Consider the following 16,859-nt stretch of genomic DNA (forward strand, 5'->3'; position numbering starts at 1 on the left):
CGAGATTATTTTGCGACCGCCCGTTCCAGCGTGCTCACGACGTGCTTCTGATCCTCGATATCCAGGTAGGGATGCATGGGCAAACTGAGCACGCGCTCGGCGGCCGCCTCAGAGTGCGGAATAGCCACGTCCGAATACAAAGGCGGCTGACGGTTGAGCGGCACAGGGTAATACACCGCGTTCGGAATGCCTGCCTCGTTGAGCACGGCGCGCACCCGGTCGCGCTCATCGACCTGTACCGTGTACTGCGCGAACACGCTGGTACATCCCTCGGCGATCGTCGGCGTGGTGACGATTCCCGACAACATGTCGGAATAACGTGCGCCGACTTCGGCGCGCCGTGCCACCTCGTCCTCGAAGACCTCCATCTTGGCGAGCAACACCGCGGCCTGGATCGTATCGAGCCGGCCGTTGATACCGAGTCTAGGATGGTAGTACGGCGCGCTCTGCCCATGATTGCGCAGCTCTCGCATGCGCTCGGCGAGATCGCTATCGGTCGTGAATGCCGCCCCGCCGTCCCCGTAACAACCCAACGGCTTGGCCGGAAAGAACGAGGTCGCGGCCAGCGACGACACGCCGCCCGAGCGACGGCCTTTGTAAAGTGCACCGAAACTCTGCGCGGCATCCTCGATCACGGGCACGCCATGTTTGTCCGCAATGGCGTTTATGGCATCCATATCGGCGATCTGGCCAAACAGGCTGACCGGCACGATCGCCTTGGTACGCTCGTTGATACGATCTTCGATCAGCGTCGCATCGATATTGTAGGTCCGCGGGTCGATATCGACGAACACCGGCGTCGCGCCCAGCAGGCCGATCATCTCGCCCGTGGCGATGAACGTAAACGGCGTGGTGATCACCTCGTCACCCGGGCCGATATCAAGCGCCATCATCGCCACCAGAAGCGCATCCGTTCCACTGGACAGGCCGATGCAGTGCGGCACGCCCACGTAGTCGGCCAGACGTTGCTCGAGCTCTTCGATTTCCGGGCCCATTACGTAGCGACCGTGTTCGAGTACGGCGTGGATGCGCGCATCCACGTCGGCCTTGATACGGTGATACTGCGCTTGCAGGTCGATGAGTTGCATGCACGCTCCTGTGGCGGCGTTTGGCTGGATCGATGTTCCAGCGCGGATTCTAGCACCGCAAGCCCTGCGCACCATGCAAGGCCGTTGACCCGCGTTACGCTCGCGACTAGACTTCGCCTCGCGCAATCGGACGACGGGCGGTTAGCTCAGCGGTAGAGCACTGTCTTCACACGGCAGGGGTCACTAGTTCGAACCTAGTACCGCCCACCATCGTCCGGGCCGTCGGTCGAACGCAGTGGTCAACGGCCGACCCGGAATTGGCCGGATGTCGTATGACGCTGGCCGCCAGAGTGTGTGATCTTCGGCCCCCCGGCGCAGCGTCAACCGCCCGATCGCGAGCCACCCGCACCGACAGGACGACCCGACATGCGCGTGACGAGCCGGCTAAAAGCCTTGCGCAACAAGGCTCGCAGCCCCCACAGCATCCCGCGTTTCGAGGGCCGCGAATCACGTAGCCATCATAACGTGGCGCTCTGGCGTTTGGCGGCCTGGGCGTCAGCCGACAGCCTGCGCAATCGACGCCGACTGACGCAGATCGAGACCTTCGTCCAGTTCGCCGGCTTCCCGCGCTCGGGCCATTCCCTGATCGGCTCGATACTGGATGCCCATCCTCACGCCCGTATATCCCACGAACTGGATGCGATGGGGTTGTTTGAGAAAGGGTTCCCCCAGTCGGCGATCTTCGCGCTCATCGACCGCATGGCGCTCGAATTCACCCGTCACGGGCGATACTGGAACGGCCACGGTTATCGGGTTCCGGGGGGCGCGCACGATTCGGCGGATCCATTACGCGTGATCGGCGACAAGAAAGGCGACGCCGCCGTGCGCTGGATCGCCCGCAGCCCGTCGCTGATCGACCGTCTGGGTCGCGCCGGCGGGCCGAACAAGAAATGGATCCTCGTCACACGCGACCCGTTCGATAACATCGCTACGATGTCACTGCGTCACGGACGGGCGTACGACACATTGCGTAGCAGCACCCGCGGCCATACCGATTTTCATCGCGCGCTCGCTCAAAAACAGCGTGAGGGCGTGATCGCAAGCCGCGTGCTCGACTCCCAGCTCGACGAATACGAGCGACTGTGCCGCACGGTGGGCGCGATGAAAAACCGGACGCGGCCGGCGGACTGGCTCGACGTCGGGCATGAGCAGCTCACCGCAACACCCGCCGCCGAGATCGAACGGATCATCGGGTTTCTCGAACTCGCGGTGGAGCCCGCTTATGTGGAACGCTGTGCGGCCATGGTCTATGACAAATCGCACCGCACCCGGGATCTGATCGACTGGCCGGATACCGCCATCGAACGCGTGGAGGCGCTATGTGCTACGTATTCCTTTCTGCAGCCCTACCAGGCACAGACGCCCCATGAGCTCTGAGCCCGAACGGCTGCCCCACTTGGTGACCTGTGTCGGGGTGGACACCGAGTATGGCCATCTCGCCCATTTTCTCAAGCACTATCTGGCGCTGGGCGTCGCACCGCAACATATCCACGTCCTGCTCAATACGCGGGACCCGGCGTCGGCCAATCTGGCCCGGGCCGAGACACTTCTGGCCCACCACGGCATCGCCGAACCGAAACGCTGGATCGCACCGTATACGAGCGACAGCATGTGGGCCCAGCGACGCGAAATACAGCGGGACCGCGTACCGGCGGGCGCCTGGGTGATCAGCGCCGACGTCGATGAGTTTCACGAATACCCGGAACCCCTGGCGCGCTTCATCGCCCTGTGCGAGGCGAGCCGGGTGAACTGCGTGCAAGGCGTTTTCATCGATCGCCTGGCACCGGCGGGGCACCTGGCGCCGGTGACCGACGACCCGATCGAGACCTGCTTCCCGCTACAGGCCGACGTCCAGTGCCGGATCGCGGGCCGCGGCCGGAATCACAATTGGCACGGCACGGTGAAGCTGATGATGATGAAAAGCCATATCGAACCTTCCCGAGGCGGCCATCATCCGGTCGAAGGCACCGTCGGCGTGCGTTACCTGTTCGGCCGCCAGCTCGCCCAGTTTCCCTATATCGGCCAGGCCTGGTTCCGGTTTCTGGTGCCGCTGCGCGTGCATCATTTCAAGTGGACTGCCACGCTGCACGACACCTTACGGCGACGGCTGGACACGCCCGGCGTGAGCGTCGCCGGCGCCGAGTACGGCGGCAAGCTGTTGGCCTATATCGAACGCCACGGTCGTATCCGCCCCGAAGATGTCGCCATCCGACAGCCGTCGCGCCTGGCACATATGAGTTGGCGTCGGCGCAGTGCGGCGCTCAGAGCGTTGAGCGCGGCTTATTGGCATGCCGGGCGGCCGCGACGCCTGGCCCGAAAGCTCAAGCGAGGCCTCTCCGGATGACCGACTGGCAACTGGAACAGCTCACCGAGGGCAGCGCCGAGCGGCGTTTCCATGCCCACAGCTACTACGACATCCGGGTATTCGACAGCACCAGCCGATACGTCGTCGCCTACCGAACGTCCTTTGTCGAACGGACCCCCCTGATCGACGATCGCGTCGACATCGGCATCGTGGACACTGACGACGCCGGCTGTTGGACGACCATTGGCGAGAGCCGGGCGTGGAGCTGGCAGCAAGGCCCCATGGCGCAATGGATTCCGGGCCGCCAGGAAGTGATATGGAACGACCGCGAGAATGGCCGATTCGTGGCCCGCGTTCACGACGTCGCAAGCGGCCATACCCGCACCCTTCCCCGGCCCGTCTATGCCGTCGACCCGGAGGCAGGCTTTGGCCTGTCGCTTAACATGGCACGGCTGGATGCGCTGCGGCCGGGCTATGGCTATGTAGGCGGTCGCGGCGCGCAGCTGCGCCGGCGGCGCTCGCGAAGCGACGGCGTATGGCGATGCGATCTGGCCAGCGGCGACACGCGGCTGATACTCACGCTCGACCGCGCGGTGCGTTTTCTTTATACCCAGCTCGGCTGGCGCGGCTATATACGTCATCTGCGTGCCCGCTACAGCTACTGGTTCAATCACGTGAAACTCAGCCCCGACGGCCAGCGTTTCACCGTCAAACTGCGTTTCCGTCGTCGCGGACCCAACGGTCAATGGAACGATCGAATGGGCGTCAGCCTGACCTGCGGCGTCGACGGCCGGGATCTCCGGCTGTTGACCGATGCCACGTCGCACGTCATCTGGCTGGACAACGAGCACCTGTATCTCTGGCGCATCGACGGCTTCTATCTGTATCGGGACCAGGCACCGCGCGGAGAACGTGTTCGCCAGATCGCAGCCGGGACGCTCGGCAAGAACGCCCATGTCCGCTACTTTCCCGATTCGGCGGAGCGTTTCGTATTCGATACGCCCTATCAGCAAACCATCGACCTGTTGACCTACGACGAAAGCGAAGGCGTATCCAGCCGGATCGCCCAATTCGGCAACCACCGGCCCGAAGCAGGTCCCTATCGCTGCGATCTACACCCCTGCCCGAGTCCGGACGGACACAAGATTCTGGTCACATCGTTACAGGACGGCGGGCGCCAGCTCTACCTGCTTCGGAACGACGCCGCTGCCTGAACGGCGGGCGCCTCAACGGAAGGCGCTATGTGATGTAGCGTGCGTGGCGAGCCGCCAGACGAGCGGCCGCTACCAGCAGCATCGTCGATTGTCTGGCTCGACGCTCCCGCATGAACCGGCGCGAGGCCCAGTACAGCCCCTGGGCCGCCGCTCTGGTCAGCGCTCGCTTGCGGCCACGCGGGTAACGCCCTCGCCCGAGGTCGCGTACCAGCGCTGTCTTGCCGGGCAGATAATGCGGCTTTTCGATATTGGCGGCATGGCGTACCAGTTCGACGGCATTCTGCCACTGATCGGGCGCGATTTCGCGGCGACCGGCGATAGCCTCGATATTCGCCACGCCTTCGTCGAACAACCCGTGGGAGAACATCACCCGAGCGCGTTCGGTGATCGCCTCGACGACCTGCCGGTCGTCGAGCTGCGCATCACAAACCGAGGAAGCGACCGAATCCAGATAGGCCGCGAGCGGGAGCGTGTCGCGATAAGGCAGAACGATCTGACGATCGTATTTCGACCACATGGCCAGACGTTCGGCTTCCGAATGGCGCTCGATCGCCGGCCCGCGACCGCCTGCGTGATTGCGCATGATGAACGTCGGCTGCCCGGTACTCACGCCCCGATAACGCCATGCTAGCTTCAGCATGACGTCGTAATCCTGACCGCGCAGCAGTGAGGTCTGGAAACGACCCACCTCTTCCAGATACTGCCGGGGGATCATCATTCCCTGTAGGTAGATGAGGAAATACTCACCCCATTCCAACGTGCGCAGAAAAAGCGTGTCGGGATCGGCGTACTGGCGATGTTTCAAGGTTTTGTGGCGCGCTTCGTCCCAGATGGAATCATTCGGCCCGTGCTCATCGAACGCCAGGTTCGGGCTGTAGGAATAATCGGCGTCCGGCACGGCGTTCAACACGTCCAGGTGCGCTTTCACCGCGCCGGCCAACAGCACGTCGTCGTCGTCGAAGAACACCAGATGGGAACCCGTCGCGTTTTCCAGACCCAGATTCAGAGCGGTCGGACGGCCCTGATTCGGCTGCCAGAAATAGCGGATACGGTTTCCAAACCCCTCGACGACCCGGCGCGTACCGTCGTTGGAGCCGTCATCGATGACCAGGATTTCGTCGGGCGCCCGACTCTGCGCCAGCACGCTTTCAAGACACTGCGCCAGATAGCCGGCACGATTATAAGTCGCGATGATGACGCTGACCGTCGCCCGCGAATGATCCACACCCATATTCCCCCGTCGCTGCGTCATGTCGATACAGCAGCCATGCCTTGAATCGAATCCGATCAAGCCAATCGGATGATCGGGCGTATGCCCGAGCACGGACGGTGCGCTGTCGATAGCGCTGGCGTCAAACGGTCTGATGAAAGCGTTCGGCTCTTTCCAGCGGTGAGCGTCGGATCAGCCGACGGCGTCTAGCCGCGATAACCCTGGGGATTGTCCGACTGCCAGCGCCAGGCATCCCGCATGATCTCGTCGAGGCCGTGGCTGGCACGCCAACCCAGTTCGCGTTCGGCTTTCTCGACGTTGGCCCAGCACTCCGCGACATCGCCCGGGCGCCGCGCGACGATGTCGTAGGGCAACGGACGGCCCGACGCGCGTTCGAACGCCTCGATCATTTCGAGCACCGAGTAGCCGTGGCCAGTACCGAGATTCCAGGTCTGTACGCCTTGCCGTGCCTTCAGCGCGTCCAGCGCGGCCAGGTGGCCTCGGGCAAGATCCATCACATGAATATAGTCGCGCACACCCGTGCCGTCCCGCGTCGGATAATCCCCGCCATACACCGAGAGCCGGGGCAATCGGCCGACGCCTACCTGGGTGATATACGGCAACAGATTGTTGGGCGCCCCGGCCGGATCCTCGCCGATCTGCCCGCTGAAGTGGGCTCCGACGGGGTTGAAATAACGCAGCAAGGCGATCGACCAGTCCGGCTCTGCGCGCTGAAGATCGGTAAGCAACCACTCGATCATGAGTTTGGATGTGCCATACGGGTTCGTGGGCCGTCCGGTCGGCGCGGATTCGGCGAGCGGCATATCGCGCGACTCGGCATAGACCGTCGCCGAAGAACTGAACACCAGCGTCTTGACGTCCGCCGCGGCCATGGCCTGACAGAGCGTTACGGTACCGCCGACGTTGTTGTCGTAATAGGCCATGGGCAGGCTGACGCTCTCGCCGACGGCCTTGAGCCCTGCGAAATGGATCACCGCTTCGATATTGTGCGTGGCAAACGTGTCCGCGAGTGTCTTGGTGTCACGGATATCACCTTCGACGAAGACAATGCTGAGACCGGTCAGCCGCTCCACTCGTCGAATCGACTCTCGGCTTGCGTTGGACAGGTTGTCGTAGATGACAACCTCATGCCCGGCCTCGAGAAGCACCAACGCCGTATGCGAGCCAATGAAACCCGCTCCGCCTGTAAGAAGAACCGTCATACGCTCTCGTTTACCACGTGAAGTACGCCATTATGGCCCAGCGTAAACTGTTGGTGATCGTGCCTAGGAAAACAACAATGGATAGACTTGGTCGTCAACCGGTTTCTAACTGTCGCCGGTCCCGGCTGCCGCTGCGGAACCGGTCGAAGGTAGTCGAGTGCACGCGCTGTCGTGCTCAAACCGCAACGACTGCACTGGCCCGCATACCAGATCCATACCACCGATACGTTGCACGAGATGGGTCGAGAGGGTGTGTGCAAACAGTGCGACACCCGCCATTTCCATACACTTTTCAATGACGGTGCCCAGCTGATACGCCAGACTGGGGTAACTGTAGGCGTGAGCGATCACGCCGTTCCCGTCTTCTACAAACAACGCGCCGGACACATAGATCGCGCCGCTGGCGATCATAAGCCAGCGGGTGCGCGCGGGTAGCCGATACAGAAACGGCACATAGACTAGGGCGACCACCGCCGAAAATACGGCACCCACGACGATCCAATGGTACAAAATCAGCCCGTCCGCCCGGGTCGCCGCTGGCGCCAGCTGATTGCCCAGAAACGTGCCCAGCACTTCATGTATCCGAGCGGTCTAATCCACCGATAAGAACAGGAATATCAGCGCCAACCCGTACCACCCGACGATCCGGCGGTCACGTTCTGCCCGAGAGATTCGGCCGTGCGCGTACAGCAGTCCACTACAAACCAGCAGGCTAATAGACGCATACCAGGTCGGCACGCTGCTGTCCCCGTCCAGATCGAACAGCGCGTAGAGACCATAGACTCGGTCATAGCGATACCCGACTCGCAAGGCAACGACAATCAGTACCGCAACGGTCAGGAACACGGTGCACCAGGCAAACCACCGCCCGATCGAACGAAGCGGTATGCCCACGGCCAGTAGCCGGTCGTTCGTCATCGCCACGCTTTCCCCTCTTTCCTCGACTCGAGTCCCGCATGCCCACGGCGGCAGCCGCTTTTCGCGCACTATGCGCGGCACGCAGGCTTAGACGCCAACAAGTAGTATTAATAGGCTGCCGACGATCCAACCCAAGCCCACGATCGCAAGGAGAATTCGGGTGTTGAAGGTTACCAGCCGCCAGGCCACATCGGCCGCCAGCACGCACGCGAGGCCGTAGACCACCAGGCCGAAGAAGACCCAGGATAGCCGCGAGCCGGCCCACAGCCACTCAGGCATTGCCATCACGGCGGCGTTGCACCAGCACGGTCTGGCCGGCGCGTACATGCGTTCGGAGTGCGGGCGTGCATTGATAGGCGTCGGGGACTTCGAGCACCACGGTGCTCCCGAGGAGGATTCGCCCGATTCGCTGGCCACGACGAATCGTCTGGCCGGGCTCGACCCAAGCCTCGATACGCCGCGCGGCCACGCTGGTGATCAAGCGCACGGCAACGGTGCCGATATCGCTGTCGATCACGATCCGCGTCTGTACCGGGCAGATCTTGGCTCGCAAGAACGCGAAATCCCGTCCTTCGCCGTCGGTATGCGTGTCGCCGAGCGACACGACCGAGCGGACCCGACCATCGATCGGGCTGCGCTGTACGTGCATATCCCAGAACGACAGTGCGATGACGATATAGCGCACCCCGTCTAGGCAATCGTGACCGGTTACCAGCCCGTCGGCGGGCGCCAGCAGACCATCTCCGTGGGGCGCGACTCGCTCCGGGTCGCGATAGAAGTATCGAAGATAACCGGGATGGAAATCGCCCGAGGCCAGCCAGGAGCGGATCTGATTTTCCGGCCAGCGCCGCTTGCCACGCAGCAACGGTCGCGCCAACGGCGACGGATGCGGGAAATTGACCGCCCAGAGCACGACCGCCAGTGCCAACAAAACGATTACCGCTAGCTGGAATGTCAGCACCAGCATCTATGCGCTACCCGGCCGCCACGACAGATTCGAGCCGTGCCAGCAGGTCATCACAGGCTGCGCGTATCCGTGGATCTATAGGCAGGTCGCCCGTCGGTACGGACGACGAGATCTCGGCGGATACGAAATCGCACACCGAGGGTTTGTAGTCGAGATCGAGAAATGCGAATAACTGACGCGCGCCGGCATGCGGGTCGGCGACCAGACGGTCATAGCCAATCAACAGCGTTCTATCGTCGCAATCCAAGCCCTGTTCGAAGAACAGGATATTGCGCATGTACCAGAACAGCGCACACGCCGACTCGTTGGTGAGTGCGTCGTGATAACAGTCGCGGATCAGTGCGCGTGTATCCGCTGACATGCCGCGACCACGCCAGCCATGCGTGGCGTTTTCGTCGGCGGCAAGGCGACGCATCGTATCCGGCATACCGCGCCACTTGCGGACATGCGAACGTACCACCGGCTCGTAATGCCGATAGACCCACACCGCCCGAGCCGGCTCGAATCGCTGCAACAGATCGGCGAGATCCTGCGATTCGCACAGCGCCTTGAAGACCACCAGGGGTGCCGGAGAGCGCTTTAGCAATGTCTTTAGGACATCGTCCGAGCGCAACTCGTAGCGTTCAAACGCGCGCGGATCACGTTCGTGATAGACCTCCGTCGACCCGCTGCGCTCAAGCATGTCCATGACCATGTTGGTCCCGGATCGCTGGGCGCCGGCCACGAACGCCGTCGAGTGGCTGCTCGTGCCGCTGGTGCGCCGCACGAGCCGCTGCACGAGACTTTTCTTCGTGAGAAGCAACCTGTGATCCAGCTTATGGCGAAGCCGGTCGATCGACGAGCCTATCTGAGCCATTCTTGAAACTCTCTGAATTCAGAAATTGGTCCGATTCTAGTCCTGATCGGTGGGTGACGCAGCGTCGCGTTCGCCGGGGCGCCGGACACGAGCGCTTCGGTGGTGATCACGACTGTGCCACGCTCGGCGACACGCATCGGCGTTCCAGCTCGAGCATCACGTCGGCCGTGAAGTCGCGTATTCGATCATTGAGATATCGTTCGTCAAGCGACTCGAGCAGGCCGAATTTCGTCGCGGCCGTGAACGCATGAGCCCGCTCGGCATCCAGTAGCTCGGGGTCGACGTTCAAAAATTGAGCGATGCCGGCGATCGAGTCACCGATATGCCGTGTCTTGAGCACCATCAGACGATCGGCGGGCACCGCCTCCAGCACCTTGAGGTTGTGCTCACGCCAGTACGAAAGATAGCCGTCCAGGCTATACAGGCCGTGCTCCGCGAATACAGCGTCGTCCGGACCATGTGGAAACACATCCGGCCGAAAACGCAGGTCACGCAGGCGCTGCCAGTTCGACGAGGCGCTACGGCCGAGCTGGTGGTTCACGAACGAATCGAGCCAGGCTCTCGGCTCGCGCACCGTCAGAATGAACCGCGCACGCGGAAACAGTCGGACCAACTCGTCCAGAAAGAAGAAATTCAGCTGCGACGAATCCACATCAAGCCGGTGCCTGCGATCTCGCTTGAGCAGGAAGCGGTCCAGCTGACGATCGGACAGCTGGCCGTCACGGCGCGCGATGATGGTCTCGATCGTTCGTTCACTTTCGAGCTCATGAGCCGCGGTCAGGGGCGGCTTGATGAACGCGTTGATCGAATGGGTTCCCGATTTCGCCGTGCCCACGCAATAGGCGTGTGTCCGGCGCGGCGACACCATCCGTCGCAAGAAGCCGAGCTTGGCCGTGCGGCGGGCATGAAGTGGGTTCATTTTTAGGTGCTCCTCGGCGCCCTAGGGACTTGGATTTACAGGGTTCGGCATCAAGCGCCTTGGCACGCATCGCGCCATACGCGCTAATCGCGAATGGTCACATCGGGATGGCCGCTCAGCCATGTCCGATGATAATGGCCGATCTTGCCGTTGTTGTTGTCGGCCAGTGTGACCGGCGCGCCGGTGAGCAAGGCGAACAGGCCGCCATGCAAGCGGTCTGTATACACATGGTTCGCCCCTTGAAACAACGCAAGGGCCCGTCGAAGGATACGGGCGCGATAGCCGCTCCATGTCTCGTATGCCACGCGATCCAGATTCGCCAGATAGAGATACTTGTGAAGCGTGTTGTGGCGTTGTATCCACGTCGCGTCGCGGGCGGTCAGGAGCCGCTCCCAGTCCCAGGACTGATCTTCAGCGCCCATCTCGGGAAACCGGGCGCTGCGTTGCTCGTCACGCTCCTTGTCCGTGCGCAGGAAGAACAACGCGTCCGACCGGCGTGTGCGGTCGACCACGGCCGGCAACGCATCTTCGAGCTGGTGCGTCATATCCGGGATCATGAGGTGGCCGATATCCGAGTAGGAGGCGAGCAGGTCTCGGCTGACGTCGTCTCTGGCACAGATGGTCAGATCACGGTAGCGCGCATAGGCTGCCAGCGATCGGTCTCGGGCGTCGGGCGTTGAATAGTGGATGCTCTGCGGCATGATCACTGCCTTGTGATCCGGATACCGCTCGAGCATCGCCTGGCGCAGCCTTTCGTGCCCGGGGTAGAGATCGCCCAGATTGCCGCCGCCGTGAAATACGAGCGTGGCATCGCTTGGCACGCGACGGGCATGCCGACCGCGCGGCCGCCAGCTGAATGTTCTCGCCACGTGATAGCCGTGCTCATGGAAGAATCGGTCGGTCGCCAGATGAATCAGCAGATCGCCGACGTTGCCATGCACCGGATAGTCAAAGTACACCACCGGCTTGTCTCGAGGAATGACGTGCAAAAGCGCCGACAAGCGGCTTTTGAGGCGCGGCCCGGCGCTTGTGCAGTACTCGCGTTGGCGCACCAGGTCGACGTGCCGGCGACCGATCATATTAGCCACCGCAGCAGTTCCTCATGACCCGTGCCGCGGATGGACAAAGCGAGGCGAATCGTCTGCCCATGCCCATCATTCGGTTTCCGGAGATGTGCTGCGTCCAAGCTTTCTCGCTTCGTAGATACGTCCGAGACGCAACCAGATATCCAATTCCCGGTCGAATCGCTTGCCCGCGTTCCGGTTGGCCCAGGCCTTCACATAGCGGGGTAAATCGCGTGTCAGCAGGTAACGAAGATACCAACGCGGAACGCCGCCCAGCCGATCGCCGCCGGTCACCGTTTCGCTCCGGTTTTCATACTGGTAGGTCGTACGTCCCCAATCGAAACGGTTGCGACGCCAATAGTTCTTGTTGTAGCGCTCGGGGCGCAGAAAGTGGTACTGAATGAGACGCGGGTCATAGGCGATCCGCCCACCTGCGGCATACAGGCGCTCCTGAAGATCCGTTTCTTCCTTGGCGAACAGCAGCTCGCCGCGACGTCCCAGTCGCGTGTCGTAGCCACCTAGCGCGACGAGATCCTTTTTGAGGATCGCCATGTTGCCGCCTCGCAACAGTTCGCCGTCCGGGGTGAGATCGCACTGCACAGGGCCTGCATCGAACTGGCCGATATATTGCAGCAGATGAGGCAACCACTTCGGCAGTTGAGTGGCGTTGTAATAAAGCAGCGGCCCCCCGACACACTGTGCCCCACTCTCTTCAAAGACGAGCTCTACATCAGCCAGATAATTCTCGGCGATACGCTGGTCGTCGTCCATGAACACGACGATAGACCCGCGTGCTTCGGCCGTCCCGCGATTGCGCGCCGCCGATAGGCCCTGCTCGGCCTCGAAAACATATCTCAGTTCGAACGGAAAACCGCGCGCAATTACGCGCTCGACCTGCGTGGCGGTGTCGTCTGTACTGTTGTTATCGACGACGATCACTTCCACAACCACGTGGTCGCCCACTATCGAGCGGCCGATACTCTCGAGCGCTTCGACCAGAAGATCGGCACGGTTGTAGGTCGTCAAGACGAGCGTTATACGCGGGTTATTCACGGTTTATTCCTACATGTGCGAACGGTTTTCGGCGTTGACCGCCTCGCGCGGGCACGCCACACCGGCGGTTCGTATCCGATCGATGACCATGCGGTACTCATGCCAGGCTCGGCGGAGCAAGACGGGCTAGCGCACGGAGGAAATCAAGGACATGGTACGTCTGCCGACGACGGATCGAGCCTCGCAAGCCCCAGTAAAGTCCCTGGACCGCCGCGCGACGAATCGTGCGCGTGTGAGCGGTGCGGGGTGCGCCGGCGAGCTTTCGCGCTAGACCGATCGCTCCAGGCACATAGTCCGCCACACCGATATTGGCCGATGCACGAACAAGATCGGCTACGCGCTTGCACTGTGTCGGCGTCAGATCACATTGTTCGAGAATCAGGCAAATATCTTCCCCGCCTTCCTCGAACAGTCCGCGTTTGAACATGATCAGTGCGCGCTGATACAAGGCGTCGAACCGTTGGCCGTCGTCGAGCACCGATACCGGTTCGAGCGATGCGTTGCGTGGCAGGTATTCGCCCAGAGCCAGGTCGTCGCGAAGCGCACGAAACAGGCGGCGATCGTACTCATGCCAGACAGCATGACGGCTCTTCTCGGCGTGCAATGCACTGCCCGGGCCACGAGGCCCGGCATGATTGCGATGCACGAACGTAATTGCGTCGATGCTCGCGCCGCGAAATTGCCGCGCCAACTTGAGCATCATGTCGTAATCCTGCGTCCTCAACAGCCACTCGGCGAACAGCCCGACGGCTTGCAGACAACGCACCGGCACCAGCATCCCCTGCATGAGCGTGCCGTTCCACTCCATCGTACGAATCAATAGCTCTTCGGGTGGACAAGCATCGAGCTGGCCCACCCGCCACTGCGAACGATCCCATATATCGCCACGCTCGTCGGTATAGGCATCGTAAAAATACTTTCCGCTGTAGGAGTAATCGATATCCGGATGCATTTCCAGAAAGTCGACGTGTCGTTCAAGCGCGTCCGGTAACATGACGTCATCGTCATCGAAGATACAGACATGCGACCCCACTGCCAGCGGGATCGCGAAGTTCAGCGCAATCGCCTTCCCCTGATTGGCCTGATGAAAGTAACGGACCGTGTCGCCATAGCGCTCAACGACTGCCGGCGTGTCGTCCGTGGAGCCATCGTCGACGACGATAATCTCTGCCGGAGGCCGCGTCTGGGCCAACAGGCTGTCCAGGCACTGGGCAAGAAAGTGGCCACGATTGTACGTCGAGATCAGTACGCTGATCGTGATCGGTGACTTCTGAGCACTCATGCAACGATTCCGATATGAGAATGGACCGTCCCCGACGCTCGGCACATGTCGGCGCCACGGGCAGCCGGCGTCACAATCGTGATCCCGGATTGGACGAGACGCGGAGCTCGGCGACGAGCGACCACATGAACTGAGGCATAGCCGCTGCCAACCGGACCGCATCTCGATGACGATGCTGACGCAGCGCCCGACGAGCCGACCAGTAGAAACCTTTACCGGCAGCCGAAGCGCAATCGCGTCGATACCGGCCACGAATAGCGTGGGCCAATTGTCGAGCCCGATGTCCGGCGCCAACCACGAATACCGGGTCGCCGATATCGGCAGCGCGCGTGATCACCGCACGCACTGCCGCCACCCGGGCCGCGTCGGGACGACCTTCAAGTTCGGCCAGGACCTGCTCGATATCACTCGCGCCTTCATCGATCAGATCGTGGCGAAACATGATGTCGGCGCGCTGGATCAGCCCATCTACCCGCAGCGACGGGCCATCGGCACCCTGGTGGCCAACGTATTCCGACAGTTCGAGGCGTTCTCGTACGCGCTTGAAGATGATCCGCTCATACTGGCGAAACAACCTTGTTCGCTCTGCGTTGGAGTGCCGCTCGCTGGCCGACCCGCGTTCGCCACCGTGATTGCGCCAGACGAACGTCTGATCGCCGGTAAACCCGCCGCGATAGTGCCGGGCCAGACGAAGCAACATGTCGTAGTCTTCGGCGCGGCCAAGGGTTTCGTCGAAAAGCGACAGATCAACCAGACACTGGCGCCTGACCAGCAGGCCCTGAAAGACCAACGTGCAATCGCGCATCAGGTGTAATAGCAGCGATTCGGCGCGATAGTTCGGAGCAACGGGGGTGCGCCAGCGAGCAGCATCGGTAATATCGCCGTCGCCATCGAACGTGAAGTTGTGGCTGTAGCAGAAATCCAGGTCGGGCCGATCCTCGAGAAACCGGACATGTGTCGCCAATGCGTGGGGCAAGGCGTAATCGTCGTCGTCGAAAATCCACACGTGCGTACCGCGGGCCTGAGGAATCGCACGGTTCAGCGCCGCCGGCTTGCCGCTGTTGGTCTGTCGAATACAGCGTATGCGTGAGCCATAGGCCGCCAGTAGATCAGGCGTCGCATCGCTCGAGCCGTCGTCGATGACCAGCACCTCATCCGGTGGACGAGTCTGCGCCAGGAGGCTGTCGAGCGCCTTGGCGAGATAGTCGGCACGATTATAGGTGGCCACTACCACGCTGACGGTGATCGCTTGCGCGTCCTTGGAGGCTGGCATCATCCGGCTACCCGGTCAGACAGCGCGTGGCCGAATGACCGATGATCGATAGTTGTCATGGCCAGCATTATAACCTGCTGCGCTGCAAAACGGATGCCTCACGGCGACCGACCGTCGAGCCGCACAAGACGAGCAACCCGTTACAATAAGCGGGAGTCGGGCCATTGCGAGCCCCGTAATCTCTCGAGCGTTCAAGCATTAATCTTCCATGACCGTGACTTCCGACCCCACCTGCCCTCACGGCACGCCAAACCAGGCCGCCGATCGTCCGCGGGTTTCGGTTGTGCTGGCTACATACAACCGGTGTGAATATCTCGCGGAAGCTATCGACAGCCTGCTGAACCAGAGCTGTCCGATCGATGAGCTCATCGTGGTCAATGACGCCTCGACCGACGATACCGCGCAATTGCTGGATGCGTACGGCGATCGCTTGCGCGTCATCCACCGAACCCGTAATCAAGGCAAGCCGGCCGCGCTGAATCTAGCGATCCCGCAGGTCGACGGCGACTATGTATGGCTGTTTGACGACGACGATATCGCCCTGCCCGATGCGCTGGTCGCCCATCAAACCTTTCTCGCCGCAAACCCGGACATCGATTTCACCTACAGCGACAAGTACCGCGTCCCGGGTGATGTCGATATCTTCGACCGCGACGCCTGGCAATTGGCGATGATGAGCCAGACGCCGCCCGAGGCTTTTTTCATGCGCACGCTGTTGAGCATGAACACGTTGATGCAGGGCATGCTCATCCCGGTTCGATGCCTGGCCGCTGTCGGCCCGTTCGACGAATCTCTGGATCGTTGCGAAGACCACGACATGATCCTGCGGCTGGCGGCACGCTTTCGGGGGGCCGGACTGGGAAGAGCGACCTTCGTCTACCGCGAGCATGCGGGTACGCGAGGGGCGGGAACAAAAGGACATGCCGCGCATGAGCGATTTCGGGTGCTGGCCCAATACCGACGCGAGGTCTTCCGCAAGGCCCATGCTCGGTTCGAACTGACCCAGTACTTGACGCATGTGCCCGAGGCGAGCGTCGCCGACACTTCGGCGGGGCTGGAACCTGCCGCGCTGATTCAGCGCGGGTGTGTCATGCTCCGGCACGGCGTGGTCGATCTGGCGCTGAAAGACTTTGACGCAGGCTTCGCACATCGGCGCTTCGACGAGGTTCGCCAAACCTGGTTGAGCGAGACGCTTGGTACCGCGCTGGACAGCGATCTGTCCGCTGTCGAGGACCGGACGCGGTTGATGCGCGAACTTCATCTGACACTGCGCCGCCATCGACAAACCGCACAGGTTCGGCATCTTGCCAGAGGCCTCTATTGGCATCTGCGACGCGCGCTCGCCAAGCGCGAACGGCCGGCACTGACGCGCGCGGGCGCAAACACAGCGGCGTTCGCGGGTGGTTGGCTGTACGCGAACCTGTATCGTAACCACGCTCGACCATGAACATCAGCGCGCGCCGCAGCCGATACCGGCTGCGGGTGCC

15 protein-coding genes, 1 tRNA gene and 1 pseudogene are annotated in these 16,859 nt (G+C 62.0%); 5 read left to right on the forward strand and 12 right to left on the reverse strand.

Annotation, left to right across the window (positions count from 1 at the left end; translation table 11 throughout):
* Positions 1–5 precede the first annotated feature (5 nt).
* On the reverse strand, positions 6–1,163 hold the full coding sequence (locus tag T31B1_RS10410) for a DegT/DnrJ/EryC1/StrS family aminotransferase (RefSeq protein ID WP_353249404.1): 1,158 nt from the start codon (positions 1,161–1,163) through the stop codon (positions 6–8).
* A 60-nt stretch (positions 1,164–1,223) separates the two neighbouring features.
* Between T31B1_RS10410 and T31B1_RS10415 the strand changes: the two genes are divergently transcribed.
* From T31B1_RS10415 to T31B1_RS10430, 4 genes are all read left to right on the forward strand, one after another.
* Positions 1,224–1,298: transfer RNA gene (locus T31B1_RS10415), tRNA-Val, on the forward strand.
* Between the two features lie 156 nt (positions 1,299–1,454).
* Positions 1,455–2,465: a sulfotransferase gene (locus tag T31B1_RS10420; RefSeq protein WP_353249405.1), complete on the forward strand. Its 1,011-nt coding sequence runs from the start codon at positions 1,455–1,457 to the stop codon at positions 2,463–2,465.
* A complete protein-coding gene (locus tag T31B1_RS10425) occupies positions 2,455–3,432 on the forward strand; it encodes a glycosyltransferase family protein (protein WP_353249406.1) in 978 nt (325 codons plus the stop codon). The genes T31B1_RS10420 and T31B1_RS10425 overlap by 11 nt, the downstream gene beginning before the upstream one ends.
* On the forward strand, positions 3,429–4,607 hold the full coding sequence (locus tag T31B1_RS10430; RefSeq protein WP_353249407.1) for a hypothetical protein: 1,179 nt from the start codon (positions 3,429–3,431) through the stop codon (positions 4,605–4,607). The genes T31B1_RS10425 and T31B1_RS10430 overlap by 4 nt, the downstream gene beginning before the upstream one ends.
* A gap of 25 nt (positions 4,608–4,632) precedes the next feature.
* Here T31B1_RS10430 and T31B1_RS10435 read toward each other — a convergent pair whose 3' ends face one another.
* From T31B1_RS10435 to T31B1_RS10490, 11 genes and pseudogenes are all read right to left on the reverse strand, one after another.
* Complete coding sequence (locus T31B1_RS10435; protein WP_353249408.1) at positions 4,633–5,832, reverse strand: glycosyltransferase family A protein; 1,200 nt, start codon at positions 5,830–5,832, stop codon at positions 4,633–4,635.
* A gap of 191 nt (positions 5,833–6,023) precedes the next feature.
* A complete protein-coding gene (gene galE / locus T31B1_RS10440) occupies positions 6,024–7,040 on the reverse strand; it encodes a UDP-glucose 4-epimerase GalE (RefSeq protein ID WP_353249409.1) in 1,017 nt (338 codons plus the stop codon).
* 105 nt (positions 7,041–7,145) lie between these two features.
* Positions 7,146–7,958 (reverse strand): annotated as a pseudogene (locus T31B1_RS20075) (DUF8692 domain-containing protein).
* An 87-nt stretch (positions 7,959–8,045) separates the two neighbouring features.
* A complete protein-coding gene (locus T31B1_RS10455; RefSeq protein ID WP_353249412.1) occupies positions 8,046–8,237 on the reverse strand; it encodes a hypothetical protein in 192 nt (63 codons plus the stop codon).
* Positions 8,230–8,925 carry a phosphatidylserine decarboxylase gene (locus tag T31B1_RS10460; RefSeq protein WP_353249413.1) on the reverse strand — a complete coding sequence of 232 codons (696 nt, stop codon included), beginning with the start codon at positions 8,923–8,925 and terminating at the stop codon, positions 8,230–8,232. Before T31B1_RS10460 ends, T31B1_RS10455 begins: the two co-directional genes overlap by 8 nt.
* A 7-nt stretch (positions 8,926–8,932) precedes the next feature.
* Complete coding sequence (locus tag T31B1_RS10465; RefSeq protein WP_353249414.1) at positions 8,933–9,703, reverse strand: sulfotransferase family protein; 771 nt, start codon at positions 9,701–9,703, stop codon at positions 8,933–8,935.
* A gap of 184 nt (positions 9,704–9,887) precedes the next feature.
* Positions 9,888–10,700, reverse strand: coding sequence for a sulfotransferase (locus T31B1_RS10470; protein ID WP_353249415.1), 813 nt, complete (start codon positions 10,698–10,700; stop codon positions 9,888–9,890).
* Between the two features lie 83 nt (positions 10,701–10,783).
* Positions 10,784–11,779 (reverse strand): polysaccharide pyruvyl transferase family protein, encoded by a 996-nt coding sequence (locus T31B1_RS10475; RefSeq protein ID WP_353249616.1) that lies wholly within the window; start codon positions 11,777–11,779, stop codon positions 10,784–10,786.
* A 75-nt stretch (positions 11,780–11,854) separates the two neighbouring features.
* Positions 11,855–12,817: a glycosyltransferase family 2 protein gene (locus tag T31B1_RS10480; RefSeq protein ID WP_353249416.1), complete on the reverse strand. Its 963-nt coding sequence runs from the start codon at positions 12,815–12,817 to the stop codon at positions 11,855–11,857.
* Between the two features lie 97 nt (positions 12,818–12,914).
* Complete coding sequence (locus tag T31B1_RS10485) at positions 12,915–14,099, reverse strand: glycosyltransferase family 2 protein (protein ID WP_353249417.1); 1,185 nt, start codon at positions 14,097–14,099, stop codon at positions 12,915–12,917.
* Between the two features lie 70 nt (positions 14,100–14,169).
* Entirely contained in the window at positions 14,170–15,375 is a 1,206-nt protein-coding gene (locus T31B1_RS10490; RefSeq protein WP_353249418.1) for a glycosyltransferase family 2 protein, read from the reverse strand.
* A gap of 205 nt (positions 15,376–15,580) precedes the next feature.
* Here T31B1_RS10490 and T31B1_RS10495 point away from each other — a divergent pair, with 205 nt between their 5' ends.
* Positions 15,581–16,819, forward strand: coding sequence for a glycosyltransferase family 2 protein (locus T31B1_RS10495; protein WP_353249419.1), 1,239 nt, complete (start codon positions 15,581–15,583; stop codon positions 16,817–16,819).
* Positions 16,820–16,859 lie beyond the last annotated feature (40 nt).

Source organism: Salinisphaera sp. T31B1, from assembly GCF_040361275.1.
Lineage (GTDB): Bacteria > Pseudomonadota > Gammaproteobacteria > Nevskiales > Salinisphaeraceae > Salinisphaera.